The sequence below is a fragment of the Anaerocolumna chitinilytica genome, assembly GCF_014218355.1.
Lineage (GTDB): Bacteria > Bacillota > Clostridia > Lachnospirales > Lachnospiraceae > Anaerocolumna > Anaerocolumna chitinilytica.
Genome location: NZ_AP023368.1, coordinates 4,108,161 through 4,135,145, shown reverse-complemented (window position 1 = coordinate 4,135,145; position 26,985 = coordinate 4,108,161). Strand labels below are relative to the sequence as shown.

Sequence of the window (26,985 nt, the reverse complement as noted above, 5' to 3'; positions counted from 1 at the left end):
ATATAACTGTATTAGTGATTGATAAATTTAAGAGAGAAAGGATGCCGGGAATTGGCAGTATCAAGGCATTACTCTGATACTTGGGATTATAAATGAGGGATTTTTGTATCATAACGGACGGTACAGCGGATCTGACACAGGAGATGATAGAAAGACTTGGAATCATCTCTATACCGATGGGGTTTGAGGTTGAAGGAAAAGCGTATATTCATTATCCGGACGCCAGGGAATTGGCTTCCCATGAGTTTTATGAAAAACTTAAGCAAGGAAGTAAGTCAGTAACTTCGCTTATTAATACAGACACTTTCTTATCAGTATTTGAACCGATTATAAAAGAAGGCAAAGATATCTTATACATTGCATTTTCCTCTGCCCTTAGTGGAACCTATAATTCCTCATTGATTGCAAAAGAAGATTTGGAAGAAAAATATCCGGAGGCAAAAATCATATGTTTTGATTCCAAATGTGCATCTGTGGGAGAAGGACTTTGTGTTTATACAGCTGCCCAGCTAAAACAGGAAGGGTATACCATAGAGGAATTAAAGAATTGGCTGGAAAAAAACATACTAAATATCTGTCATTGGTTTACAGTGGATGACTTGTTTCATCTTAAAAGAGGCGGAAGAGTCAGCGCACTTAGCGCAGGAATCGGTACAGCACTTAACATTAAACCGGTTCTGCATGTTGATGAGGAAGGACGCCTGATTCCAATGGAAAAGGTAAGAGGTAGAAAAAAATCAATCCAGGCACTTTTTAGTCATATGGAAGCTTCTGTCACAGCTCCGGAAGAACAGGTTATCTTCATAGGTCACGGCGATGCAAAAGAAGATGCAGAGTATCTTGCAGAATTAATAAAAGCAAAATATCCGGTAAAGGATGTGATTATTAATTATATCGGTCCGGTGGTTGGCACCCATTCAGGGCCCGGAACGATAGCATTATTCTTTTTTGGTACTGGTAGGTAAGCTGGAAAATATAATACAATTTCCTGCACAATTCTATGCCTGGGAAATCCTCGGCACGAAACTGCTAGTGTGTTAGGTGTTGCAAATAAACTGAAAGTATAAAATCTCATATCAAACAAACGCATCATGTATGAAGTATCATCTATAGGGAATGATAGAGAACAGGAGGTTGCTTATGAAATTAATATTTATTGGAGCTGCCCATGAAGTAACCGGCAGTTGTTATTTACTAGAAGCCTGCGGAAAGAATATATTGATTGACTGCGGATTAGAACAGGGCCGGGATATATTTATCAATAAGCCTATACCGATATCGGACAGAGAGATTGATGCGGTCTTACTGACCCATGCCCATATGGATCATGCAGGAAGGCTTCCACTGCTCTATAAAGAAGGTTTTAGCGGTAATATACATTCCACACAGGCAACAAAAGACTTGTGTGAGATAATGCTTCAAGACAGTGCCCATATTCAATTGTTTGAAGCTGAGTGGAAGAATCGTAAGGGTATCAGGAAAGGAGAACCGCCGGTTGAACCTCTGTATGTGGCTGAGGATGTCAAGGGAACCTTGGACAGATTTATTTCTCACAGTTATGGAGAAAAGGTGAGCCTTTTTAACGGTATTGAATTCCGTTTTGTGGATAGCGGTCATTTACTGGGCTCTGCCAGTATTGAAGTATGGATTACGGAAGATGGTGTAACGAAGAAAATCGTATTCTCCGGAGATATCGGAAATATCAATCAGCCTTTAATTAACGACCCCCAGTATATTGAAGAAGCAGATTATGTGGTTATGGAATCTACCTATGGTACCAGAGATCATGGAGCGGCTCCGGATTATATTACAGAACTGACTGACATACTGCAGACAACCTTTGACAGAGGAGGAAATGTTGTGATTCCTGCCTTTGCGGTGGGAAGAACGCAGGTGCTTTTATATTTCATTCGTCAGATTAAGATGGAGAACCGCATCAAAGGCCACAATAATTTTAAAGTATATGTGGATAGCCCTCTGGCAAATGAAGCGACGGAAATATTTACGGAAAACGTACAGGGTTACTATGATGCACAGGCAATGGAATTGGTGGAGAAGGGAATAAATCCGATACAGTTCCCGGGACTTATAACGGCTGTTACTTCAGAGGAGTCTAAAGCCATCAACTTTGATAAGGATGTAAAGGTTATTATATCCGCCAGCGGTATGTGTGATGCAGGCAGAATTAGACACCACTTAAAGCATAATTTATGGCGAAGTGAAAGTACTGTTCTGTTTGTGGGACATCAATCAGAGGGAACACTAGGTAAGATTATTATAGATGGAGCGGATCATGTGAAGCTCTTTGGCGAAACCATACAGGTTAAGGCTGAAATCAGAAGAATGAATGGTACCAGCGGCCATGCTGACAAGACCGGACTTTTAAAATGGATTAATTCCTATAAGAAGAAACCGGAAGTAGTATTTGTAACCCATGGTGATGAAGAAAGCTGTGAATCCTTTGCTGCTGAGCTGAAAAATGAATATGGACTTGAGAGTTTCACTCCCTTTAGCGGTGATTGCTATGATCTAAAGGAAGGTATCTGGCTTGAGAAAAATCAAGGTATTCGTGTGAAGAAGGGTGAAGAAAGAGAAGAGAAGAAAGCTACTTCTTCTGTTTATATACGTCTTCTGGACACCGCTAACAAGCTATCAGCTCTTATACGTCAAAGTGAAAAGAGACCGGCAAAAGATCTGGCCAAGTTAAATGATATGTTGAATTCCTTAATTGAAAAGTGGAAATAAAAAGGATGCTTTATGGTTTCTAAGAATATCTTGCGGACCATAAAGCATTCTTTTTAGTATTTAATAAAAAACAGAAGTAAAATTATGAATGCTATTATATAAAAATTAATAATTATACAAAATTTAGAAAAAATGTTGACATTTGTAAAATCATCAATTAGACTAAAAAATAGTAATAAGGCTTAGTACATATACTGATTAAATAAGGAAGGTTATAAAAATTTTAAAAAAATAATGAGGTAGGTCTGCATGATTCTTAAAATTGTTTATATAATTTTTATATGTTTATACAGTATTCTATTATTGGTATCATCCGTAAAAGCCATTGGTGAAAATCCGAAGGAAAAGGACAAGAAGATAGACACAGGAAACCTCTTTATCCTTATCGGAAGTGTATTGCAGTTCTTTAGCATCCTCCCCTTATTACTAGAGCAATTTACGAACTATATCTTTGTTCTTCTAACTGGTTTAGTTTTCATACATATAGGTGCGCTTGTAAATGGTTATAAAAAATACGGCAAACCACACTGGCAGCACCATATTGTCAGATTGATACTATCAATCATCATTTTGTACGTCTTTTACATAAGCATGAGAATCTAAACCTATTCAACAAAAATATGTGGAAGTTTCAGGCTCTTTTATAGCCTAATATATATACATATAAATTAATCCAGCAACCGACCTGTTTCACCATATGCACAGGAAAATTACGCAAAGCAGAAAGAACGAATGCGCCTTGGAACCAGCGCATGAGTCTTTCTGCTTTGCGTAATTTTCCGTCCCATTGTAAAAAACCCGTATTTTGCCATTCAAATCAGGTAAATTCTTTCATCATTTGCATATAAATATCTTCAATAGCTTCATCATTAATAGCAGTATCTAAAAATATTTCCACTGCCCTTTTTGCCTGAGCAATTAACATTTCCAGACCATTTACGGCAGGAAGGCCAAGGCTTTCTGCCTGCAGCAACAGCTTCGTTTTTAGGGGGTTGTAGATAATATCTACAACCCCTTTTAAGTTGGTGTAAGGGGCAAGATCCATAGGAGAGTTTTCGGTATTCGGAAACATTCCCACAGGGCTTGTATTAATTATATATGCTACATCCAGGTGATTTTTCAAAGCATCTTCATAAGTAATACAGCCATTATCCTCTCTGTACTTTACATGGAGTATTTCTGAAGCTTCCAAATGGGAGAGGGCCGCAGACACAGCCTTCGAGGAACCGCCGTTACCAATTATAAAGACTTTTTTCCCTTTCACCTCCATTTGATGATGTTCCAGCGTATATAGAAATCCAAAAAAATCTGTATTGTAACCATATAACTGTCCATTGCGGTTAACAATGGTATTAACTGCACCGATTTGTTTGGCATGCTCATCAATTTCAAACAAATAAGGAATTACATCACTCTTATAAGGTATTGTAACATTAATTGCTTTAAAATCCTTCTTTACCATGAAATCTGCAAATTCATCCTTTGCGACAGGTCTTATCTCATAGCTGTAATTCTTAATATCATGATAATGAATCAGCTTTTCGTGAATTGGCTTGGAAAAGCTATGTCCTAATTTTTCTCCGATTAATCCATACTCCATAATAAATACCTGCCCTTTCTAGTAAATCTTTCTTAGATTTTTAGAATATTTTATTTGTAAGGAAGCATATAATCTTCCGGTGATAACAACATTTTAATCAGGAAATGCGCTTTAAAATCAACGCAGCCTTTTTCTGACAGGTATAAATTACGTACCTTTGCCACCCGAATCTTCCTATAAGGCTATACCAAGGATAATATAATAAATTCTATTTTGCAAGTTAAAATATGAGGTCATAAATTTTTCAAGGGTACATATATTGTTTTAAAGGAGGAGGACGAGTACCGGAAGTTACCGTTTGAATCCGTCGGAAGGAATTTTCCACTTTTGATTGAGTGTGCACAGGCTTTGGCATGGGTACATATATGGAGGTCTGCAATGAATAAGAAAGAGGAACTTCTTAAGATATTTTCCATTAAGCTTAGGAATATACTGGCAAAGGCTGAGTTGGATTATGAGCTTTTGCAGGAGATCAGGTTACGGGTGAACGCTCCTTTGTTGATTGTCTATGATAATAAGGAATATTTTCTTACAGAGCAATCTGAATTATCAAGATGCGGGGAGGACAGTTACCTTTTAACCAAAAATGAATTAAAAGAGACTATGGAGTATATAAGTAATTACTCCTTGTATGCATTTGAAGAGGAATTAAAGCAAGGCTTTCTTACCATAACCGGGGGGCACCGGGTGGGAATTGCCGGAAAGACAGTATTGGAGGAAAATCGTTTAAAAAGTATTAAACATATCTCCTTTATCAATATTCGCTTGTCCCATCAGATTAAAGGATGTGCCAATAAAGTAATTCCCCTTATTATGGAAAATGGGAACTGTCTGCATACCCTCATTATCTCACCGCCCTGCTGCGGTAAAACCACACTTTTGAGGGATATTATCAGACAGATATCCGATGGTGAAAAAGACAGAGGCGGACTTACGGTAGGTGTAGTGGACGAAAGATCTGAAATAGGAGCTTGTTATATGGGTGTTCCTCAGAATGACCTTGGTATCCGTACTGATGTATTGGATTGCTGCCCGAAAGCCAAGGGAATGCTGATGTTAATCCGTGCTATGTCGCCCAGAGTAATTGCAGTTGATGAAGTTGGTTCGAAAGAGGATATTGAAGCAATTGAATATGTAATAAACTGCGGATGTAAACTTATTGCGACAGTTCATGGCAATTCTCTGCAAGATGTCAAGGGCAAACCGCTTTTAAGAAAATTAATAGAAGACAGACTGTTTGAGAGGTATATTCTTTTAAGCAATAAAGGAAGCGTGGGACATCTGGAAGAGGTTTATGACAGAGATGGTATTGAAATTTATTCAAAAACAGGAGGAGGCTTATGATCATCACCTTCATCAAAATGTTAGGCTGTATATTGATACTTATCTCCTCAGCAGGAATGGGGATGTACTTTAGCGGTGAGTTAAAAGGAAGGATTCAAGATTTAAAGGAGCTGAGGAGAATATTGAATCTGTTAAGAGGGGATATACGCTATGCCAATACACCGCTGCCGGAAGCAGTACAAGCCCTTACGGTAAGGCATGATGGTAAGTATAGGAAGTTTCTGCAAATGGTTGCAGATAAGTTAAATGAACTTGGGGGAGTATCGTTTGCTGCAATCTGGAGTGAATCCATAGGTAAAGGATTGGAAAACACTTCTCTTAGCAAGAAAGATCTTCTTAATCTGGTTCAATTCGGTGAGAATATGGGATACCTGGATAAGGAAATGCAATTGAATACCATTGATTTATATTTGACTCAGATTGAAGAGGAGATAAAGGAGCTTTCAAAAAATGTTAAAGAAAAAACCTATATGTATAATACTCTAGGAATTCTTGGAGGGATTTTCTTAACAATTGTCATGCTGTAATTTTCAAGATTTTATGCTGCTGTTGGCGGCGGAATAGAGGTTAACATGGACATCAACGTAATTTTTAAAATAGCTGCGGTAGGAATCCTGGTCTCTGTATTGAATCAGATATTAAAACAATCAGGAAGAGATGAGCAGGCATTTCTCACTACTCTGGCAGGTCTCATCCTGGTCCTTTTCTGGATTGTACCTTATATCTCCGACTTATTTAAAACCATTCAAAACCTGTTTACCTTATAAGGAAGGGAGAAAGGAATGTTACAGATAGCCTTAGTCGGGATCAGTGTTATACTGCTTGCGATTATTTTTAAAAATTATAAGTCGGAATATTCAATATATATAAGCCTTGCAGGCTGTATTTTGATTTTCTACCTGGGTTTAAGTAAGCTAGAGCTGATAATCAGTACAATTAAGAAAATTCAAACATATATTAACCTAAACGAATCTTATTTAGGGATATTAATTAAGATTATCGGCATTACCTACATAGCAGAATTTACAGCAGACCTTTGCAAAGATTTTGGACATACTGCCGTAGCAAACCAAATTGAATTGGTAGGAAAACTGACGATACTGGCCACCGGTATGCCAATATTGTTAGCTCTGCTGGATACCATTAACAAATTTCTGACTACTTAAACAAAAGGCAGTTTTCAACTACGAATGGAAAGGGGGTATTATGAGGAAAGCAATCCTTTGCGTGATATTTCTACTGCTGTTTCTTATGATGTTTCAGACAAAAGTCTTTGCAGCCTCTGATAAACTTTCACAAGGAAGCGAGGATATTGATTTCAGCCAGATTCAATCGGTGATAGATGATACCCTGTCAAATAATAATAAATTTGATTTTATGGATTATGTAAATGATTTAGTAACGGGAAGAAAAACTTTTTCAATTACCGGGATACTAGATGACCTAAAGCAAGTAATTGCAAATGAAATTAAAAATAACATCGGTACCTTTACCGGTCTTATATCCATAGCCGTGATAGCGGCGGTATTTACGAATTTTTCATATGCGTTTCACAATGTACAGGTAGCAGATACCGGATTTTATGTGGCTTATCTTTTACTGTTTTCTATTTTAACCGGTTCTTTTATTACTGCCTCCTCCATGGCTGCCCAGACACTTTCGTCACTGCTTGAACTGATGAAAGCACTGGTTCCGTCTTATTTTATTGCGGTGGCATTTTCCACCGGACCGGGAACCTCAATGGTATATTATCAGATAACACTATTTTTAATAACCTTTGTAGATGTACTGTTAATTAAGATTATTATTCCTATGATTAATATCTATCTCGTTATCTCCATGGCAAATAATCTTTCGAAAGAAGACCTTCTCTCAAAACTGACAGAACTATTGGAAACCGTAATGAGCTGGGGACTTAAAACACTGGTAGGGGTCGTAGTAGGGTTTAATGCTGTTCAGGGACTTATTACACCGGTATCTGACAAGATGAAGAAATCATTGCTCTTTAAAGCGGCAGGTGCTGTGCCGGGAGTGGGGGATATCTTTGGTACTGTAGCTGAAAGCGTACTGGGTGCCGGAGTGCTTTTAAAAAATGCAATAGGCGTGACGGGAGTAGTGGTTATAATTATCCTGTGTGCCGTACCGGTTATCAAACTTGCTGTTATGACCTTAATATATAAGGTCAGCAGTGCGGCTGTCCAGCCAATATCGGACAAGCGTATGCTAAAATGTATCTCTGCTTCTGCTGATGCTTCTATGTTTCTCTTACAGACGGTTATCGTCGGCGCAGTTTTATTTATTATAACCATCACCATTGTGGCAGCTACTACCACATAGAGGAGATGAAACATGCGAAATACTTTATTACATATTTATTTGCTGATATTCCCAATTAACGGGTTTGGCAGTATGGAGGTTATATGCAGTATATCTATTCTTGGGTAAAGAACATTGTTATTTTTATGGTGCTCATTAGTGTGATAACCAATTTATTGGGTAAGAGCTCTTATAAAAAATACATCAACCTCATATCAGGAATTATCCTGGTAATTCTGGTCATATCTCCACTGCTAAAGATATTTCAGCTGAATAATACGCTGGACTATTATTTTACAACGAATTCACTGGTAGCAGAGACAAAGGATTCTCTTAACATGGAAGAAAAATTAAACAGCACAGGGGCCAGGCAGAAAGAAGAAATTTTCTCACAGGTAAAAGTAAAAGTTGAAAATAAAGTAAAGGAGCTGTTAAAAAATGAAAATATTGAGGTGGACAGTATGGAAGTTACCTTAGTGGAGGATGAGACAGACAGTAACTATGGTGAACTTAAGAAACTTGATATTAAGGGGGTATACAATGCAAATCAACAGTCTGATAAAAAAGCCGATAAGGAGGCTATTAATATTGACAGGGTTGTTATTGATGATATTAACATAAAGAAAGATTCAAAGAGTATGGAAGATACAAAGGAGAGTAAAAACTACCTGTCCCCGGTAGAAATCAATGCAAAAAAAGTTTTGTCGGACTTCTATAATCTCAAAGCAGATAATATAAATATTAGTATACAGGAGTAATCTCCCACATACTAAGAATGTTTTATAAGATACCAGTAAATAGGCTCCTAGTTTGGGAACCCACCTATTAAATGCAGCGGAGATGGTGACCGTTAAAGCAGCATGGAAGACAAAATATGGAAAAAGAAAAAAAGAAAATTACCTTGAAAGAGATAGGACCAGCAAGACTTGTAATGTTACTAATGGCAGGAATATTTCTGGTGTTAGTATCACTTCCTAATTTAACATCTTCTGATAAAAAAACCAAAGAGCCGTCTGTTAGCAGCAAAAGTTTGGTAAGTCAATCCTCTGACAGCGCCAAGGATGAAACAAAGCTTTATGTTACAGATTTGGAGGACCGCTTAAAAAAGGTGCTAATGAAAGTAGATGGCATCGGGGCTGTAGAGGTCATGATAACCCTAAAGGGATCCAAAGAGGAAGTAATATTAAAAGATAGACCATACACAAATGAAAGCGTGAATGAAGTTGACGGGGAGGGCGGAAGCAGGAATAGTGACAAAACAGAACAAAGTGATACCACCATTATGGTAGAGGGAAGTGACGGTGTAAAAAAGCCCTATATCCTAAAGGAGATTGAACCGGAAGTAGAAGGTATCCTTGTGATAGCTCAGGGCGGCGATCGGGCTGTCATCCAAAGTGAAATAATTGATGCTGTACAGGTATTATTTGGCGTTCCGTCACATAAAGTTAAAGTAATGAAAATGAATTCATAAAGATTCTTCAAGGAGGTTTAGCATGAAAAACTTATTCAGAAAAAATAATATCATAATTGCAGCCTTAGCAATCATGATAATCATTGCCGGGTATTTGAACTTTAGTAGTAAACATGACCCCTTAAAAACCGGTGATACAAATGACGCAAATACAGAATCCACTATGGGAAATGATATATCTGACAGCGACTTTTTGGCATTAGATGATCAGGGTAATGTATTACCGGAATCCTCACTGGACCTTTCCGACTCTGACAAGGGCACAACCAGCGACGTAGCAGCAGATACTTCAAAGAAAGATACTACAGCAAAGGACGATGCATCCACTGACACAAAGAAAACTGCAGACAAGGACAGTACTACTGATACCGCATCAAAGGATAATGCAGATGTAGCAGCAACTGATGATGGCACAACAAAGACAGCAGATAAATCCGATGGTAAAGAGACCAGTACACCAGGTGAAGCCGTTTTAGTAAGTACAACTACAACCGCTGATTTCTTTGAAGCAGCCAAGTTAAACAGAGAGCAGTGGAGATCAAAATACATAGATACTTATAATGATATTATTGCTAAAGATAATCTTTCTGAAGAGAGTAAGCAGGTTGCCGTAAATGCACTTATTAAATTAAATAAGATTAAAGAAGCTGAAAATGCAGCAGAAACCTTGCTTGGTGCAAAGGGCTTTACGGATTCATTGGTATTTATGCGCGATAAGAGAGTTGATGTAGTAGTAAATGCTGAGAAATTAACAGAACAGGATCTTGCACAGATCATGGATGTTGTAAAAGCTGAAACCGGTATGAAAGCAAGCCAGATTCATATTAATCCAACAATAGCAAATGAATAAATAAGAAATCCCCTGTAATACCTTAAAATAAGAGGTTTACAGGGGATGTTTTTTAGTTTTTCAATCATATAACAGGGAATTTGCACCAAGCAAAAAGAACGAATGCACCTTGGAACCAGTGCATGAGTCTTTCTGCTTGGTGCAAATTGCCGTCCCATTTTGAAAGACCGACCCTTCGATAATCAAATCAATTACAAGGAATTACATATTGCCATGACAGGTTCTTGCTATAACGTCAAGCTGTTGTTCTTTTGTAAGGTCAATGAATTTTACGGCGTATCCGGAGACACGAATTGTAAAGTTAGCGTATTCCGGCTTTTCGGGATGTTCCATAGCATCCTTTAATTTATCCACACCAAATACGTTGACATTAAGGTGATGTGCTCCGCGGTTAAAATAACCGTCCATTACATTTACAAGGTTTTTACTCTGTTCCTCTTCTGTATGGCCTAAAGCACTGGGACTGATGGTCTGGGTGTTGGAGATACCATCAAGGGCATATTCATAAGGCAGCTTTGCAACAGAGTTCAAAGAAGCCAGCAGGCCGTTCTTTTCAGCACCATAAGAAGGGTTAGCACCGGGAGCAAGAGGAGTCCATGCAGGTCTTCCGTCCGGGAGAGTACCGGTATTCTTACCATATACAACATTAGAGGTTATGGTAAGGATGGAAGTAGTAGGCTCAGAATCACGGTAGGTATGAAATTTCTTCAGCTTTTTCATAAATGTTTTTAAGAGCCAAACAGCGATATCATCTGCACGGTCATCATCGTTTCCGTAACGAGGGAAATCACCTTCGATTTTAAAGTCAACAGCTACGCCGTTTTCATCACGTACAGGTGTTACCTTTGCATATTTGATGGCTGCCAGGGAATCTACCACATGGGAGAAACCTGCGATACCTGTTGCGAAAGTTCTTCTTACATCAGTATCGATTAGTGCCATTTCAGCTGCTTCATAGTAATACTTATCATGCATATATTGAATCAGGTTCAGTATATTTACATAAAGACCGGCAAGCCAATCCATCATGACATCATACTTAGCCATAACGTCATCGTAGTCAAGAACATCTGAGGTAACAGGTTTATAAGCAGGTCCTACCTGAACGCCGCTCTTTTCGTCAATACCTCCGTTAATGGCATAAAGGAGACATTTTGCAAGATTTGCACGGGCACCAAAGAACTGCATTTCCTTACCGGTCTGTGTTGCGGAGACGCAGCAGCAGATGCTGTAGTCATCACCCCAGACAGTACGCATGACATCATCATTTTCATACTGGATAGAGCTGGTCTTCACAGAAATATAAGCCGCATACTTTTTGTAGTTTTCCGGAAGTCTGGAGGAATAAAGAACTGTAAGGTTTGGCTCCGGTGCAGGTCCCATGTTTTCAAGAGTATGCAGGAAGCGGTAATCATTCTTTGTTACCATATGACGGCCGTCCAAGCCAAGGCCTGCGGTTTCCAGAGTAGCCCAGACAGGGTCACCGGAGAATAGCTGGTTATAAGAAGGCACACGTGCGAATTTTACCATACGAAGTTTCAGTACCAGATGGTCGATAAGCTCCTGAGCTTCCTTCTCAGTAAGACTTCCTTCTTTTAAATCACGGTTAATATAAATATCAAGAAATGTTGAAATACGTCCGATGCTCATGGCCGCACCGTTCTGACTCTTGATTGCAGCCAAATATCCGAAGTAGAGCCATTGAACTGCTTCTCTGGCATTGGCTGCGGGTTTAGAAATATCAAAACCATAGTCCGCTGCCATTTTAAGCATCTGCTGTAATGCACGGATTTGATCGGAAACCTCTTCACGGATACGGATAATATCATCTGTCATAATTCCGGAACCGCAGTGGGCAAGATCTTCCTTCTTTTTCTCAATCAAAAAATCAATTCCATAGAGAGCAACTCGGCGGTAATCGCCTACGATACGTCCGCGGCCATAGGTGTCAGGCAGGCCGGTAACAATCTTATTGTGGCGGGCTTTCTTCATTTCTGGTGTATAGGCATCAAATACTGCCTGATTATGTGTTTTATGGTAATCTGTAAAGATTTTATGCAGTGCCGGATCAGGGGTGTAGCCATAGGTGGTGCAGGCATCTTCCGCCATTTTGATTCCGCCGTAAGGCATAAAAGCTCTCTTTAAAGGTTTATCTGTCTGAAGACCAACTACTTTTTCTAAGTCTTTGGCTTCACTGTCAATATAGCCGGGTCCGTAGGCGGTAACACCGGAAACAACACTTGTTTCCATATCTAATACGCCATTGTTCTCTCTTTCCTGTTTCTGTAGCTTTTGAACTTTATCCCAGAGGCTGTTTGTAGCATCGGTGGGGTCTTCCAAGAAACTTTGGTCTCCATCATACGGGGTGTAATTAGCTTGAATAAAATCTTTCACATTGATGTCGTCTGTCCAATGTGAGCCTGTAAAGTTTCTCCATTCTTGTTTCATCGTATTGCTCCTTTGTCATATTAATCAGCGGCACAGGTATCGTCTAGAAGAATGCTTTTCGCATTTTTCTCACTGACCGCATCAGGCGGCATTACTCCTTTTAGAGAATAGGGAATACCAAGTACTTCCCATTTATATTCTCCCATGGAATGATAAGGAAGCACTTCAATCTTCTCTACATTTTTTAAGGTAAGGATAAAATCCCTTGTTCTCTTAAGGCTGCCTTCATTGTCGGTAATTCCCGGAACAAGCACATATCGGATCCAGATAGGTTTCCGGATATCGGAAAGGTACCGGAACATCTCCAGAATATTTTCATTTGAACAGCCGGTTAATTTTATATGCTCGGCTGTATCGATGTGCTTGATATCCGCCAGAAGCAGATCTGTGTACTTCATCAGTTCCTGAAACTTATGAAAGAACGGCTCTTTTACTGTAAAAGGCTGCCCTGCCGTATCGAGTACGGTGTGGATTCCTCGTTCCTTCGCTTTTTGAAACAGGTCAAGAAGAAAATCAATCTGTAAAAGGGGCTCCCCGCCGCTGACCGTTATACCGCCTTCCTTACCCCAATAACTGCGGTAGCGTTCTGCCTGGTCAAGGAGTTCCTCTGCTGTACGCAGATCCTTTGAATGAGGGTCCCATGTATCAGCGTTGTGGCAATAACGGCAGCGCATATGGCAGCCCTTTAAAAAAATCAGATATCGAATTCCCGGTCCGTCAACGGAGCCGAAGGATTCAGTTGAATGTATTGCACCTTTGATCATGTGGTTCCTCCTTTCTGGTATGCACAGTATATTACCGCTTTTATATTTTTTCCTTGATTATAATCAAGTTTGTAATCAAGTTTTATTTTGTTTCATAAATCTTTTTAAGTCCGCTGCGATCAGTGACTATAATTTTTCCTTTTCCGAGCCTCTTAATGAGGTGAGCTTTTTCGAAATTACTTAAGTTCCTGCTGACTGTTTCCGGACGCAGCCCGATACTGGCAGCGATATCCTCCAATTTTAATTTAATCTCTGGTCCGACGCAGCGGATATCCCTATCCAATAAGAAGCCCGCCAGCCGTATTTTGGGGTCATGGATGGACAACAGCAGTGCCTTTTCATTGGAATCTTGTAAGCGGCGTGAGAGAAGGGAGATGAGGTTCATGGCGATACTTGGGTGATATGCCAGAAGCTGTATGAATTCTGTCTTTTTAATTTCACATAGATGCACATCCGATAGGCAAATAGCATCGTAGGGAAAAACAGGCTCCTCTAAAAAAAGATTTTCCCATACGGCATCCCCATCATTAATAATATCAAGAATATATTCATTACCGTCCACGTCATATTTACAGAGCTTAATCCGTCCCTTACGAATAATCAGGACAGAATCAACTTCTTCTCCGGCTCTGAATAATGTACTGCCCCTTTCAAAAGTTGTCTGTACGGAATGTTCGGTCAATTTTTTTTGCACATCTCCGGGAAGTGCGTTAAACAGTGGGATAGCTGTAGTACATAAAATACCGCTTTTGCAGTTTCCGCATCCATGTGCCATTGATTTATCTGTATTTTCCATAATTGATATCATCCTCTCGTTGTATTACAATGTATTTTATTATTCTATCATAATTTGGACGGCTTCATATAGTGTTTTTGCAACTTTCAAAAACGAATAATTTGCTGTTAAACTCAAAGTGACCAGTATTTTACAATCAAAATTGATCATAATAAAAACAAGCAGCTATAAGCTTTAGGATTGCGCTCTGTATGAAAAGATGTATAAAATGGTTTGCAAATAGGCATATTTTTGGTATAATACCTGATATAGGGATTGCAGGAAAATTTGAAATACATTTTTTCCTGCACAAGATTATACCTGGGATAACCTCGGCATAATCTTGCAGTATGTTGAATAGGGTGTGACAATGAGAATTATAAAATGCATAGTCCACACAAGTGTAGACCTGTGAAATCCTCAGCATAGCCCAAGGTGTATGAGGTAGGCATGGCAATTGGTATGAAAAAACTTTTATGTGAAGGCGTTTGCCTAAGACTAGGAGGTAATAGAGTTGGTTAAGGAAGAAAATAGAAATACTTATCAAATTCATGCGGACAGTAATGTCGGAGAAGTTCAGATAGCCGATGAAGTCGTTGCCACTATAGCAGCCCTGGCTGCAACTGAAGTTGAAGGTGTAGCAGCTATGAGCGGTAATGCTACCAGAGAACTGGTAAGCAAGCTTGGCATGAAAGGTTATTCCAAAGGAGTTAAGATAGAAGTGAGTACTGACTCTGTTTCAGTAGACTTATCCTTGACCTTAAATTATGGCTACAGTATTCCTGAGACTTCCAGACAAGTTCAGGAAAAGGTAAAGGCAGCAATTGAAAATATGACTGGATTAACGGTATCTGGTGTCAATGTCAGAATATCTGATGTTAATATTGATAAGAATAAATAAGTAAACGAATAGTTCTTAACCTATGCAGCCCTTAAGATTTTCCTATTTAAGGGTTGTTTATGCGTTAGTATGAAATAAAAGGAACTCATTTTGGCGCGTGGTTGTTGTATTTGTATTAAGAAAGGTTGGTTACGGATGAATAGAAGAGAGATAAGAGAGCATTTGTTCCGCATGTTGTTTAGAAAGGATTTTCATGAAGAAGACGAGATATCGGAACAGATGAATTTGTATCTGGAATCTCTGGATGAACCGAAGGAAGAAGAGGATATCGAGTATCTAAAGGGGCGTTCTGCTCTGATACTCTCAAAGCTCCCTGAAATTGATACCATCTTAAGTGAAATTTCAAGCGGGTGGAAGTTAAACCGAATGGGAAAGGTGGATCTTACCATATTAAGACTTGCCGTATATGAAATAAAATTTGATGAAGATGTACCAACCAAAGTTGCAATCAACGAAGCTGTAGAAATTGCAAAGCTTTTTGGAGGAGATTCTTCGGGAGCCTTTGTAAACGGAGTTCTTGCGAAATTAGCGAAAGAAGAGCAAAAGTAGATAAACTTCTTTCACTCCCCACTGATTTTACGTGCGTGTTAAAGAACGCAGATGGGAGCCCTATATGAGTAATGTATATACAGTCACACAGGTGAATACCTATATTAAAAACCTCTTTATCCGGGATTACAATTTAGGGAATATCTATGTAAAAGGAGAAGTTTCCAATTGTAAATATCACACCTCAGGGCATATATATTTCACATTAAAGGATATGACAGGACAGATTGCATGTGTTATGTTTGCCGGACAGAGAAGCGGACTTCGGTTTACTTTAAAGGAAGGTCAGAGTGTTATTGCCCTTGGTGCGGTTAACGTATATGAGAGAGACGGTAAATATCAGCTTTATGCGAAAGAAATTATTGAAGAAGGCTTAGGTCTTCTCTATCAGAAATACGAGCAGTTGAAAGAAAGCCTGGAAAAGGAAGGTTTATTCTTAAACGAACACAAGAAGAAGATACCGCCATTCCCTGCTTCTGTAGGTATTGTTACTGCAAAGACTGGAGCAGCAATACAGGATATTATAAATATTGCTAGGCGAAGAAATCCTTATATCCAATTGTATCTATATCCGGCGCAGGTACAAGGTGAAGGTGCGGCACAGACTATTGTTGCCGGTATCAAAGCCTTGGAAAAACAGAAAGTAGATACAATTATAGTTGGCCGCGGAGGAGGTTCCATTGAGGACCTTTGGGCGTTTAATGAGGAAATTGTTGCAAGAGCTATCTATCAGTGTGAGATACCGATTATATCAGCAGTAGGTCATGAAACAGATGTTACTATTGCAGATTTTGTATCGGATTTACGAGCACCTACACCATCTGCAGCCGCAGAATTGGCTGTTCCGGATGTCCGGGCTATACTTTATGAACTGGAGAAAGTAAAAAACACTTTAAACCGCAGCATGGAAATCAGAGTTTCCCTCTGCCGGAAGGAAATAGAGAGTTTAACCTTAAGACTGGAGCATCTGAGCCCAATCTATCAAATCAGACAGAAACGCCAATTCCTTGCTGATTCCGAGCAAACATTAAATCAGCTGATTAATACTAAAATCAGAAATAAGCGGCATATGCTGGAGCTTTACATAGAAAGACTCGAAGGATTATCACCGGTTAAGAAGCTGAATAAAGGTTATGCTCTAGTTACCAATGACCAGGGCAAGATAGTAAACAGTATCAGGAAAACCACCCTTGGTGATAAACTTAGAATCAGTGTAACAGATGGAGATATATTGGCTGATGTCACGGAACTAATACAGGTTGCAGGCCGAAAGCAGAACCTGGAGAACGAATAATATTAACCATATAAAAGTGTTCGCCCTTATAAAGACAATATTTGGTTTCTGTAGGGGAGAGCTTAAGAGCGCTAAGACGCGCAAGGAGGGTTATGAAGGAGAAAACAAATAATCTGGAACAATCTTTTCTGGAATTAAATGATATTATAAAGAAACTAGAATCAGAGGAAATATCCCTGGAAGATTCCTTTACCTTATATCAGGAGGGGATAAAACTCTTAAAGAGCTGTAACGATTCAATTGACCGAGTGGAAAAACAGCTTATTATTCTGGGAGAATCAGGTGACCCTGTTGCCGTATAGTAAATAGCAGAGATATCCGTTTGGTTTGAAATGCACATTTTATGGCATGGAGGGAAATGATGGAGAGGGAAGTATTTAACCGTTTACAACAGGAGAAGAAGGAATACATCGAAAAAGTATTGAAAGTTTTTTTACCTTTTGGTGATGAACCTCAAAACAAGATATATGAGGCTATGAATTATAGTGTGCTGGCAGGCGGAAAAAGATTAAGGCCTATACTGATGCTTGCAGCTTTTGAAATGTTTGAGGGCAATGAGAAAGAAATATTGGAACCTTTCTTAGCTGCTATTGAGATGATACACACATATTCTCTGGTTCATGATGATCTCCCGGCAATGGATAATGATGAATACAGACGGGGAAAGAAGACCACTCATGCTGTTTATGGTGAAGCTATTGGTATTCTGGCAGGAGATGCATTGTTAAACTATGCTTTTGAGACCGCCTGCCTGGCTTTTAAAAAGAGTCAATATTGCCAGCAGATAGCAGAAGCTATGGGAGTATTAGCTAGAAAGTCCGGAATACGGGGCATGCTAGGCGGTCAGGTAGTAGACATGGAAGGCTTTACTGAAAAAACAGAAAAGTCAGAGCTTGATTATATGTACCGCTTAAAAACAGGTGCACTGCTGGAGGCCTCTCTGATGATCGGTACTATTCTTGCCGGAGGTACTGCAAAAGAAGTGAAAATGATGGAGCAGGTAGCAGAAAGTATAGGTCTTGCCTTTCAGATACAGGATGACATTTTAGATGTGGTTTCTAGCGTTGAAGTCTTGGGAAAGCCCATTCATAGCGATGAAAAGAACAATAAAATTACTTATGTGAATCTGCTTGGCTTGGATGAAAGCCAAAAGGAAGTTAAAAAACTTACCGAGGATGGTTTAAATACTCTTAAAAATCTTAATAAAAATGCAGAATTTCTTGAGATCCTGCTTAATAGCTTGATTAATCGTAAAAACTAGAGAGAACGGAAGAAACGATTAAATAAATTGCAAATATGCAATAAATAGGAATGAAGGTGAATCAGTGGCAGGGATACTTGACCTTGTAAATGAGGCAAATGATATAAAAAAGATAAAGCCGTCGGACTATAAGGCGCTGGCAGATGAAATCAGAGAGTTTTTAATCGGAAATATCAGTAAAACCGGAGGGCATCTGGCATCAAATCTGGGAACGGTGGAACTTACCATGGCATTACACCTGTACTTGGATTTTCCGGCTGATAAGCTTGTATGGGATGTTGGACATCAGGCATATACCCATAAACTTTTAACAGGAAGAAAGAAAGAATTCTCAAGCCTTCGTACTTACGAAGGCTTAAGTGGTTTTCCCAAAAGAAAAGAAAGTGATTGTGATAGTCTGGATACGGGACACAGCTCCACATCTTTATCTGCTGCAATGGGGATGGTTCAGGCAAGGGATATACGAGGCGGAAAGGAAAAAATTGTTGCGGTAATCGGTGACGGTGCGCTTTCTGGCGGAATGGCTTTTGAGGCTTTAAATAATGCAGCAGAGTTAAAATCCAATCTAATTATTATATTAAATGATAATAAAATGTCTATTTCTGAGAATGTTGGAGGAATGGCAAATTACCTCGGTAAACTAAGAACCGGTGATAAATATATTAACCTGAAGCAGACTGTTGAAAAAGCCCTTAATAATGTGCCTGGCATTGGACACATTATCGCGGATAAAGTCAGAAAGTCCAAGGATTCTCTGAAACGTCTGGTAATTCCAGGAATGTTATTTGAGGATATGGGATTAACGTATATCGGACCTATCGACGGACATAATCTGAATGAGCTCTCGACAGCTTTGCTCAGTGCCTCCAAGGCTAAAAAGGCTGTTCTTATCCATGTTATCACAAAGAAAGGCCGAGGGTATAAACCGGCTGAAAAAAATCCAAGTTATTTTCATGGTGTGGATGCCTTTGATATTAAGACCGGAAAGAATAGTAAAGTAAAAAAAGGAATCACTTACACAGAGATTTTTTCTGATACCATTTTAGAACTGGGTGAGAAGTACGACAATCTTACTGCAATAACAGCGGCTATGCCCAGTGGTACAGGTTTAAATAAATTTAAGCAAAAATATCCGGAGCGTTTCTTCGATGTGGGAATTGCAGAAGAACATGCAGTAACTTTTGCTGCAGGTCTGGCTTTAGGAGGTATGAAGCCGGTTGTGGCCGTGTACTCTACATTTTTACAAAGAGCCTATGATCAGATAGTTCATGATGTAGCCTTAAGCTCCCTGCCTGTGATATTTGCTGTAGACAGGGCAGGAATTGTTGGAAATGACGGTGAGACTCACCAGGGTATTTTTGATGTTGCATTTTTATCACATATTCCGAATCTGACTGTTATGGCTCCTAAAAATGGAGCCGAGTTAAAACAGATGTTAATATTTGCTTATGAACAGAATGGGCCGGTTGCCATACGTTACCCCAGAGGGAAAGCTTATGAAGGACTTGCGGACCATAATGAACCCATTGTTTATGGTAAAAGTGAAATAATCTTTCAAAGTAATATAGATGGAAAGAAAAAGAATGCACATAAAAACCGAATACTTCTTCTTGCAGCAGGCAGTATGGTTGAAACGGGTGTAGAAATACGAGATATACTGACCCGGGAAGGCAGAGAAGTTACCCTTGTGAATATCCGCTTTATTGCGCCTATGGATACGGAACTTTTAACAGACATGGCAGCAAGCCATGGAATTTGGGTGACCCTTGAAGAGAATATCAAGCATGGTGGTTACGGAGAAGGGGTTGCGGCTTATCTTTTTGAAAAGAACCTAAGAAATATCAAGTTATTAAATATTTCGCTCCCCAATCAGTTTATCGAACAGGGGGATGTTAATGTACTAAAAGATAAACTTGGATTCGATGCGGTTTCATTGACTAACCGTATCAAAGAGTTTGCATCTGAGATATAACAATAAAGGCAGTATAGCCAGAGGAGTTATACAAAAAAGTATGAATACAGGCTGGCAGTGACAGTACATGAATATAAGCAATAGCAGCAGCCGGGAGGAGTTAGAGTTGAAAGAACGTTTGGATGTCCTGTTAGTCAAGAGAAATCTGGTGGAATCCAGGGAAAAAGCCAAGGCGATTATAATGTCCGGTAATGTGTTTGTGGATGGAATGCGAGAGGACAAAGCAGGGACATCCTTTCCTGAAACGGTTACTATAGAAGTAAAAGGGCAGAATTTAAAGTATGTCAGCAGAGGTGGTCTGAAGTTAGAAAAAGCGATTGCAAGCTATGACTTACAGCTCTCTGGTAAAGTCTGCATGGATGTCGGTTCTTCTACCGGAGGTTTTACGGATTGTATGCTCCAGAACGGTGCCGTCAAAGTATATGCTGTAGATGTTGGTACAAATCAGCTTGCCTGGAAATTACGGCAGGATGAACGTGTGATATCTATGGAAAAGACGAATATTCGTTATGTAACACAGGAAGACATTGGGGAAGAGATGGACTTTATTTCTATTGATGTAGCCTTTATATCTCTGACACTGGTACTGGAACCTGTAAGAAATCTTCTGAAAGAAGAAGGAGAAGTGGTATGCCTTGTTAAACCGCAGTTCGAAGCAGGAAGAGAAAAGGTTGGTAAAAAAGGGGTAGTAAGAGAAGAATCTGTCCATAAGGAAGTAATCATAAAAGTGATAGATTATGCAAAATCCATAGGGTTTACTATCTTGAATCTGGATTATTCACCTATAAAAGGCCCGGAAGGAAACATTGAATACCTGTTGCATCTCAGAAAATCAAATGCTCCTGAAAATTTGAAGGATTTCACTGCAGAAGGCTTAATCAATGAGGTTGTAGAGAAATCACATGCTACTTTAAACTTGTAAAAAATGGGTCTTTATGTTACAATGAACACATCATTGTATAAATAACCATAACAATGTAACAACAGGAGTTTTCATGAATAAATTTTGTCTGATAACCAATCGCAGTAAAGATGCAGATTTAGAGTTAACGAATGAAATAATAGCATATATGACAATGCATCAAAAAGATTGTGTGTGTATTACTTCCACAGAGGTTATCCCTCCGGGTACGGACTGCATTTTGGTTTTGGGCGGTGACGGAACAATCATACAAGCTGCAGATATTGTATGCGGGCTGGAGATTCCCCTTCTTGGAATTAATCTGGGGACCTTGGGATTTCTGGCAGAGATAGAAAAAAATCAGGTATGGGCAGCATTAGATTGTCTGTTTGCTGATAAGTACTCTATAGAAGAGAGAATTATGTTAAAGGGAGTATTGGTAAATGATAATACCAGTGAATATCTTGGCGTAGCGCTGAATGATATTGTAATCTCCAGAAGTAATTTTTCAAAAATAATCAATATCAGTATTTATGTGAACGGAGAACTTGCAGACAGTTACCGTGGTGACGGGGTTATTGCTTCGACCCCAACCGGTTCTACCGGGTATAGTCTTTCCTCAGGAGGACCTGTAGTTAAGCCGGATGCCGATATTTTGGTCTTAACGCCGATATGTCCTCACACCTTGGGAACCCGAAGTATCGTCATATCTTCAAACGATTCTGTCAGCATACAAATAAATGAGAATAAAACATCGGATCAGGAAGGTGCTGTCGCTGTACTGGATGGCAAGTTAACCAGAGAGTTAATAGCCGGAGACAGTATCCATATTACCAAGGCATTAGAAAAAACCAGGATGGTCAAGATTAATCACGTGGAGTTTTTCGAGGTCTTGAGAAAAAAAATCGGACAAGGCGGAGAAAAGAGATGAAAGTTGGCAGACAAAGTAAGATAATTGAGCTCATCAATAAATATGATATTGAAACCCAGGAAGATTTGGCGGACCTCTTAACTCAGGCAGGATATAATGTAACTCAGGCAACTATCTCAAGAGATATCAGAGAATTAAAGCTTACGAAGATAGCGGTAGATGACGGAAAACAGAAATATATTGTATTGAACAATGCCGAAACCGGTATGAGTGACAAATATGTAAGAGTTCTAAGAGAAGGCTTTTTATCCATGGATATGGCTCAGAATATCATTATCATCAAAACCGTATCCGGTATGGCAATGGCTGTAGCAGCCGCATTGGATGCATTGCATATCCCAGGAATTATGGGGTGTATTGCAGGAGATGATACCCTTATGTGCGTCATAAAGACCAATGAGGAAACCATCGGTGTAATGGAAAAGCTGAATAAACTTATTAATTCTAAAACCTTGTAAAGAAAAGCTATCCATGGTAAAATAATTTAAGAATTTAATTAAAAGTAGCAGTCTGTAAAAAGGAGCCGCCTTTGCGGCCTTTTTTGGGCCTGGAAATAGGTAAAAGGAGATGTATTATGTCAGGACATTCTAAATTTGCGAACATTAAGCATAAAAAAGAAAAAAATGATTCTACAAAAGGTAAGATATTTACAAAGCTTGGAAGAGAAATTGCAGTTGCCGTAAAAGAAGGCGGCGCTGACCCTAATGCTAACAGCCGCTTAAAGGATGTTATAGCAAAGGCGAAAGCCAACAATATGCCCAATGATACCATTGATAGAAGTATTAAGAAGGCAGCAGGAGATGCTAATGCTGTTAATTACGAATTTGTATCCTATGAAGGATATGGCCCCAATGGAACTGCTATTATCGTTGAAGCTTTAACAGACAATAAAAATCGTACAGCCTCTAATGTAAGGAATGCATTTACCAAAGGAAATGGTAATGTCGGAACACCTGGCTGTGTATCTTTTATGTTTGACAGAAGAGGACAAATTATTATAGATAAAGAGGAATATGACAAAGAAGCTGACGATTTAATGATGTTAGCTTTAGATGCAGGAGCATCTGACTTCAATGAAGAAGAAGACAGCTATGAAATTCTTACAGAAGAAGATAATTTCAGTGCTGTAAGAGAAGCACTTGAGAGTGCCGGAATCCCTATGGCACAAGCGGAAGTTACTATGATTCCTCAGACTTGGGTAGCTCTTACAGACGAGCAGGATATTAAGATGATGAACCGTACCCTTGATTTACTGGATGAGGATGATGATGTGCAGGAAGTATATCATAACTGGGACGAGTAAGAAGCAGAGTTAAATCCAGCTTGTAATCAACTTGAGGAGAACTAGTTTATGATGCTTGCGATTTTAATTTTTATTATAGGCATATGCTTTCTGTATATAAAGCATAAAGCTAAGACTATGGACATTGATGACAGAACAAAAAAAGTAACTGTATTGTTAAGCCGGTTGCTTATGATTGCCCCCTTAATCGGGGTTGTAATATTTACCATTTTACTGACAACTCTTTTGCACGGACGATTTTTAGAAAGAAGCACACATGCCTTAATTTTATTTGTATTATGGATGTTTGTAACTTCCTTTTATGTAGAGATATTAAAACATAAAAAAAATAAATTTATTATGCTGTGTTCCATGGCAGCAAGTATCGTTTCCATAGCCGTAGTAGTTATGCTTACTCCCCTTGAGAGATACAATACTTTACTGTATAGATATTTTCATGGATATATAGCAATATTAGGTTTTGGCATGTTAGCTCTATTTTATATAGGGCATCTGACCATGAAAGAAATTAACATTTCAAAATAGTATTTAAAATTATCTATCCCCCCGGTATATCGTAATTGACAGATATGACGGAGGGATATTTTTTATCAGCCTGTATATAAAAGATTTTTTAATGCAAATTGTTATGAGATAGGTGAAGACAGGTAGTGATATTGGTATAGATTACCACATAATAAGATGCTACACGATACGGTACTTTCCTTTAATAAGCTCATATTCTGTGATGTACTTTAGATTATTAAATCCCTTTTTTTGAATATAATTGAACATCAATGATGTTAAACTGGTATTTTTAAACCATAGCATAACATAAGAGCAATCATAAACACCCAGAATTATTTGGCAATCACTATCCAAAAATTCTTGATAGTTTCCCACGGGTACTATGTTTTCTTTTTTATTAAATGCTCTTAATGTTACAAATATTAAATACTGGGAGCAGCTTGTCGCAATCTTGTAAAGTTCATTTCCAGTTATTACATTATTTGTATTATGGAAAAGCCCCTCATCTAAGAATTCACCGTTGATGATTTTATATATCTCGTCATCTTCAATTAACCATTGAAATTCTGTATATGGTAAAGGATTAAGTATTTCAGAAAGATATGTTCCATATTTATTTGGTATTTCGAAGCTTAATCCCATATTCTTCATTTTAACCTTCCTTCAAAAAAATGTCATAAATAGCATTGAGGTACATAATGATGTTTTCTAGGCTGATTACTTATTAATCACCTAATTTCATATTATATTTGTATCGTATAGATCAAATGTTATATATTTATAAAAAGTCATTGCAAAAAATACGATTGTTATTATCCATAAATACTGCTTTTGAACTTCTAAAAGTATACCTTTGAAGCAATAATCGTGATGAATTATAGATGGCATCAAAACTGAATTTACCTGTGATAATATCTCTGTCCAAGCTATAGCCTATAAATTGATTTTGCTTATTATAACCACCATCAAAGATTATTTCATTTTGCTTTTTATTTATCAGAAAAGCAGATGCGCCGTCTATATTAACGTCATATACCTGGTCACTAATTAAGTTCGTTTTAACTAAATTGAAATCAGTGTAATAATAAAACCATAGATTACATTGATCATCGATATTTATTGCATAACAATCGCATATATCATACTTTGTGTTCTCCCATATTTTCTGGCCTAATTCATCCCAGATAACGATTCCGTTTCGACCTAAGGGGGTGTCCCATCCAAAGTTACCGAATATACCGTCATCAATATAACTGGTAATTATCTTTTTATCCAAGGTAACGATACAATTTTGAATACCATCTCCTAGGCAGAACTTTTTAATTAACGTACCGTATCTGTCTGTAATAATGGCATTTTTGTCAGTATTTCCATCCTTGTAAAAACGTGCTCTTGCTCCAAGAAGGAGAAATTCATTACCTATTGGTTGAATGAAATGTATGTTAGCCTCTTGAATACCTAGATTATACATTTTAGAACCAAGTAATTCATTATTATTCCAATCAACTATCAAAACAATACGCTTATAGTCTGTATTACTTTTAGTTGGAACAAACATACCGCTAACTCTTTCTGGTACGCTTTTGGAAAATAATAAGTAAACAATGTCATCATATCCAATAGATAAGTTTACTAGCTCATATCGGTGGATTTGGATGTCGATTTACCAACGACTATGATTAACGGATTTCTCAGAATAACCTACCAACGGTGGAGCCATACCCAATAGCTCATCTTGCTTATCAAATATAATATAAAATAAATTATTACTTTGAGGGATAAACAAAAATCAAAACCCAATTATTTGATAAATGATATAATTAGGAAAATGAATTGTAAAGTCATGATTGTTTACGTATAATTAAGAGTAGAAAATTGATTAAACATTTATATTCAAATACGTAAGAATTTGTGGGAATAATTGAATTTGTTTATTATTGGAAACGGATTTGATAAGGAGCATACTTTACCAATGTAAATACTGTATGGAATATTTATTATTACAGTGTAATGAGGAAGCTACAGAATTGTTACGTAGAATAAAACAAATTGGTATTAAAAAAAAGTTTTTACATTCTCTGATTTTTTAAGTTACAGAATATAAATTATGGATACTGTCTCTGAATTAATTGGATTTTGTAAATTTAAGGAGAGTATAAGATGTCAATTTGGCAAAACCCAGATGGTAGTGATAATATCAGCAGACGTAGTAATAGTTCTATATCTTCTATCGGGATAATAGGAGGTACTTTTAGTCCTAAAAGAGACCCATTGCTGGAAGAAAAGTACCATAATTGGATAGAAGAGTATGCGAATATTATTCAACCATGTTCTCATACGATAGAAGAAACGGAACAGTATTTCTTGCAGCAGTGTGAGGCTGTGCCTATGGATAATGATGATAAACGAATGAGAAGCTATCAGTATTCGGTCGTTATGAATTATAAGCTTCAAGATAAGTTATCGGTGTTTCCTTTTGATATGAATAATGAGGCAATTGAAAAATGGAATAGGATACAAAGTGATATTCGTAGGGAATTAATGAATACTTTACCAGAACAATATGGTATAAAAATATCAGGATATTACTTGCCGCAGACAGAACGCAACTTATACTTATATGAAGAATTTAGAAGTGAAATAGAGAGAATTACAAAGCATAATGAAGACTTAATTATAGATACCTATTGTAATGATATTTGCCTTTTCTTTGAGAGAACTACAGGGGATATTCAATGCAGTAATGGTGGGCGAAGCATGATTAATAGGTTATTTGTATTCCGGGGAGTAAATAAAGAGGATATTAAACTAAGAAATGCTCGTTTTCAAGGATATCTTTCATCCATGAGAGAATTGGGAAATATATCGGGTTTTCGCTAACAGTAGAGTCAAATTACCACATGGGAGTAGTGACGGATAACCATTTAAGAAGAATAAAAACAAGATTATATTTTGGTCAGTAAGCTGAGAATTATTTGTAAGTGAGACTAATTACCTCTTCTATAGTAAAAGCCTGACACATAAATGACAAAACATGGCATTAAATTTAAGTT

Annotated in this window: 28 protein-coding genes; 22 read left to right on the top strand and 6 right to left on the bottom strand. The window is 38.1% G+C overall.

The features are described from left to right. Positions 1-92: 92 nt before the first annotated feature. Both bsdcttw_RS17965 and bsdcttw_RS17960 read left to right on the top strand, forming a co-directional pair. Entirely contained in the window at positions 93-965 is an 873-nt protein-coding gene (locus bsdcttw_RS17965; protein ID WP_185256199.1) for a DegV family protein, read from the top strand. A 175-nt stretch (positions 966-1,140) separates the two neighbouring features. Then, positions 1,141-2,745, top strand: a complete 1,605-nt coding sequence (locus bsdcttw_RS17960) for an MBL fold metallo-hydrolase RNA specificity domain-containing protein (protein ID WP_185256198.1) — start codon at positions 1,141-1,143, stop codon at positions 2,743-2,745. A gap of 817 nt (positions 2,746-3,562) precedes the next feature. Here the strand turns inward: bsdcttw_RS17960 and bsdcttw_RS17955 are convergent. Next, positions 3,563-4,345: a shikimate dehydrogenase family protein gene (locus tag bsdcttw_RS17955; RefSeq protein WP_185256197.1), complete on the bottom strand. Its 783-nt coding sequence runs from the start codon at positions 4,343-4,345 to the stop codon at positions 3,563-3,565. A 378-nt stretch (positions 4,346-4,723) separates the two neighbouring features. On the opposite strand from bsdcttw_RS17955, the gene spoIIIAA reads away from it, so the two are divergent. The 8 genes from spoIIIAA (at position 4,724) to bsdcttw_RS17915 (ending at position 10,326) form a co-directional block, all read left to right on the top strand. Further along, a complete protein-coding gene (gene spoIIIAA / locus bsdcttw_RS17950) occupies positions 4,724-5,689 on the top strand; it encodes a stage III sporulation protein AA (RefSeq protein WP_185256196.1) in 966 nt (321 codons plus the stop codon). Then, a complete protein-coding gene (locus bsdcttw_RS17945; protein WP_185256195.1) occupies positions 5,686-6,216 on the top strand; it encodes a stage III sporulation protein AB in 531 nt (176 codons plus the stop codon). Before spoIIIAA ends, bsdcttw_RS17945 begins: the two co-directional genes overlap by 4 nt. A gap of 45 nt (positions 6,217-6,261) precedes the next feature. Continuing rightward, positions 6,262-6,456 carry a stage III sporulation protein AC gene (gene spoIIIAC, locus bsdcttw_RS17940; RefSeq protein ID WP_185256194.1) on the top strand — a complete coding sequence of 65 codons (195 nt, stop codon included), beginning with the start codon at positions 6,262-6,264 and terminating at the stop codon, positions 6,454-6,456. A 15-nt stretch (positions 6,457-6,471) separates the two neighbouring features. Further along, the gene (locus bsdcttw_RS17935) at positions 6,472-6,855 is read left to right on the top strand and encodes a SpoIIIAC/SpoIIIAD family protein (RefSeq protein WP_185256193.1); all 384 of its coding nucleotides are present in this window, start codon (positions 6,472-6,474) and stop codon (positions 6,853-6,855) included. Between the two features lie 40 nt (positions 6,856-6,895). Continuing rightward, positions 6,896-8,026 (top strand): stage III sporulation protein AE, encoded by a 1,131-nt coding sequence (locus bsdcttw_RS17930; RefSeq protein ID WP_185256192.1) that lies wholly within the window; start codon positions 6,896-6,898, stop codon positions 8,024-8,026. 83 nt (positions 8,027-8,109) lie between these two features. Then, a complete protein-coding gene (locus tag bsdcttw_RS17925) occupies positions 8,110-8,763 on the top strand; it encodes a stage III sporulation protein AF (RefSeq protein WP_185256191.1) in 654 nt (217 codons plus the stop codon). A 116-nt stretch (positions 8,764-8,879) separates the two neighbouring features. Beyond that, complete coding sequence (locus bsdcttw_RS17920; RefSeq protein WP_185256190.1) at positions 8,880-9,476, top strand: stage III sporulation protein AG; 597 nt, start codon at positions 8,880-8,882, stop codon at positions 9,474-9,476. Positions 9,477-9,498: 22 nt separating this feature from the next. Next, positions 9,499-10,326, top strand: coding sequence for a SpoIIIAH-like family protein (locus tag bsdcttw_RS17915; RefSeq protein ID WP_185256189.1), 828 nt, complete (start codon positions 9,499-9,501; stop codon positions 10,324-10,326). Between the two features lie 201 nt (positions 10,327-10,527). Here the strand turns inward: bsdcttw_RS17915 and pflB are convergent, their stop codons facing one another. From pflB to bsdcttw_RS17900, 3 genes are all read right to left on the bottom strand, one after another. Beyond that, positions 10,528-12,774 (bottom strand): formate C-acetyltransferase, encoded by a 2,247-nt coding sequence (gene pflB, locus bsdcttw_RS17910; RefSeq protein ID WP_185256188.1) that lies wholly within the window; start codon positions 12,772-12,774, stop codon positions 10,528-10,530. A gap of 20 nt (positions 12,775-12,794) precedes the next feature. Further along, positions 12,795-13,538 (bottom strand): pyruvate formate-lyase-activating protein, encoded by a 744-nt coding sequence (gene pflA, locus bsdcttw_RS17905; protein WP_185256187.1) that lies wholly within the window; start codon positions 13,536-13,538, stop codon positions 12,795-12,797. Positions 13,539-13,620: 82 nt separating this feature from the next. After that, positions 13,621-14,334, bottom strand: a complete 714-nt coding sequence (locus bsdcttw_RS17900; protein WP_185256186.1) for a Crp/Fnr family transcriptional regulator — start codon at positions 14,332-14,334, stop codon at positions 13,621-13,623. Between the two features lie 493 nt (positions 14,335-14,827). Between bsdcttw_RS17900 and bsdcttw_RS17895 the strand changes: the two genes are divergently transcribed. The 11 genes from bsdcttw_RS17895 (at position 14,828) to bsdcttw_RS17845 (ending at position 23,950) form a co-directional block, all read left to right on the top strand. Next, on the top strand, positions 14,828-15,214 hold the full coding sequence (locus bsdcttw_RS17895; RefSeq protein ID WP_185256185.1) for an Asp23/Gls24 family envelope stress response protein: 387 nt from the start codon (positions 14,828-14,830) through the stop codon (positions 15,212-15,214). Between the two features lie 135 nt (positions 15,215-15,349). Beyond that, positions 15,350-15,763 (top strand): transcription antitermination factor NusB, encoded by a 414-nt coding sequence (gene nusB / locus bsdcttw_RS17890; protein ID WP_185256184.1) that lies wholly within the window; start codon positions 15,350-15,352, stop codon positions 15,761-15,763. A 64-nt stretch (positions 15,764-15,827) separates the two neighbouring features. Further along, complete coding sequence (gene xseA / locus bsdcttw_RS17885; protein ID WP_185256183.1) at positions 15,828-17,057, top strand: exodeoxyribonuclease VII large subunit; 1,230 nt, start codon at positions 15,828-15,830, stop codon at positions 17,055-17,057. Between the two features lie 92 nt (positions 17,058-17,149). After that, positions 17,150-17,359: an exodeoxyribonuclease VII small subunit gene (xseB, locus tag bsdcttw_RS17880; RefSeq protein ID WP_185256182.1), complete on the top strand. Its 210-nt coding sequence runs from the start codon at positions 17,150-17,152 to the stop codon at positions 17,357-17,359. Positions 17,360-17,415: 56 nt separating this feature from the next. After that, entirely contained in the window at positions 17,416-18,318 is a 903-nt protein-coding gene (locus bsdcttw_RS17875; RefSeq protein WP_408626492.1) for a polyprenyl synthetase family protein, read from the top strand. A gap of 64 nt (positions 18,319-18,382) precedes the next feature. Continuing rightward, the gene (dxs, locus tag bsdcttw_RS17870) at positions 18,383-20,290 is read left to right on the top strand and encodes a 1-deoxy-D-xylulose-5-phosphate synthase (protein WP_185256180.1); all 1,908 of its coding nucleotides are present in this window, start codon (positions 18,383-18,385) and stop codon (positions 20,288-20,290) included. Between the two features lie 106 nt (positions 20,291-20,396). Further along, entirely contained in the window at positions 20,397-21,212 is an 816-nt protein-coding gene (locus bsdcttw_RS17865; protein WP_185259865.1) for a TlyA family RNA methyltransferase, read from the top strand. Between the two features lie 73 nt (positions 21,213-21,285). After that, positions 21,286-22,122 carry an NAD(+)/NADH kinase gene (locus tag bsdcttw_RS17860; protein ID WP_185256179.1) on the top strand — a complete coding sequence of 279 codons (837 nt, stop codon included), beginning with the start codon at positions 21,286-21,288 and terminating at the stop codon, positions 22,120-22,122. After that, positions 22,119-22,580, top strand: a complete 462-nt coding sequence (argR, locus tag bsdcttw_RS17855; RefSeq protein ID WP_185256178.1) for an arginine repressor — start codon at positions 22,119-22,121, stop codon at positions 22,578-22,580. Before bsdcttw_RS17860 ends, argR begins: the two co-directional genes overlap by 4 nt. A 116-nt stretch (positions 22,581-22,696) precedes the next feature. Further along, complete coding sequence (locus bsdcttw_RS17850; RefSeq protein WP_185256177.1) at positions 22,697-23,425, top strand: YebC/PmpR family DNA-binding transcriptional regulator; 729 nt, start codon at positions 22,697-22,699, stop codon at positions 23,423-23,425. Between the two features lie 48 nt (positions 23,426-23,473). Next, on the top strand, positions 23,474-23,950 hold the full coding sequence (locus bsdcttw_RS17845) for a hypothetical protein (RefSeq protein WP_185256176.1): 477 nt from the start codon (positions 23,474-23,476) through the stop codon (positions 23,948-23,950). A 159-nt stretch (positions 23,951-24,109) separates the two neighbouring features. Here bsdcttw_RS17845 and bsdcttw_RS17840 read toward each other — a convergent pair whose 3' ends face one another. Both bsdcttw_RS17840 and bsdcttw_RS17835 read right to left on the bottom strand, forming a co-directional pair. Continuing rightward, entirely contained in the window at positions 24,110-24,583 is a 474-nt protein-coding gene (locus bsdcttw_RS17840; RefSeq protein WP_185256175.1) for a DUF2691 family protein, read from the bottom strand. A gap of 127 nt (positions 24,584-24,710) precedes the next feature. Further along, the gene (locus bsdcttw_RS17835) at positions 24,711-25,490 is read right to left on the bottom strand and encodes a hypothetical protein (protein WP_185256174.1); all 780 of its coding nucleotides are present in this window, start codon (positions 25,488-25,490) and stop codon (positions 24,711-24,713) included. Positions 25,491-26,092: 602 nt separating this feature from the next. On the opposite strand from bsdcttw_RS17835, the gene bsdcttw_RS17830 reads away from it, so the two are divergent. Continuing rightward, positions 26,093-26,812 (top strand): hypothetical protein, encoded by a 720-nt coding sequence (locus bsdcttw_RS17830; protein WP_185256173.1) that lies wholly within the window; start codon positions 26,093-26,095, stop codon positions 26,810-26,812. The last annotated feature ends 173 nt before the right edge of the window (positions 26,813-26,985 follow it).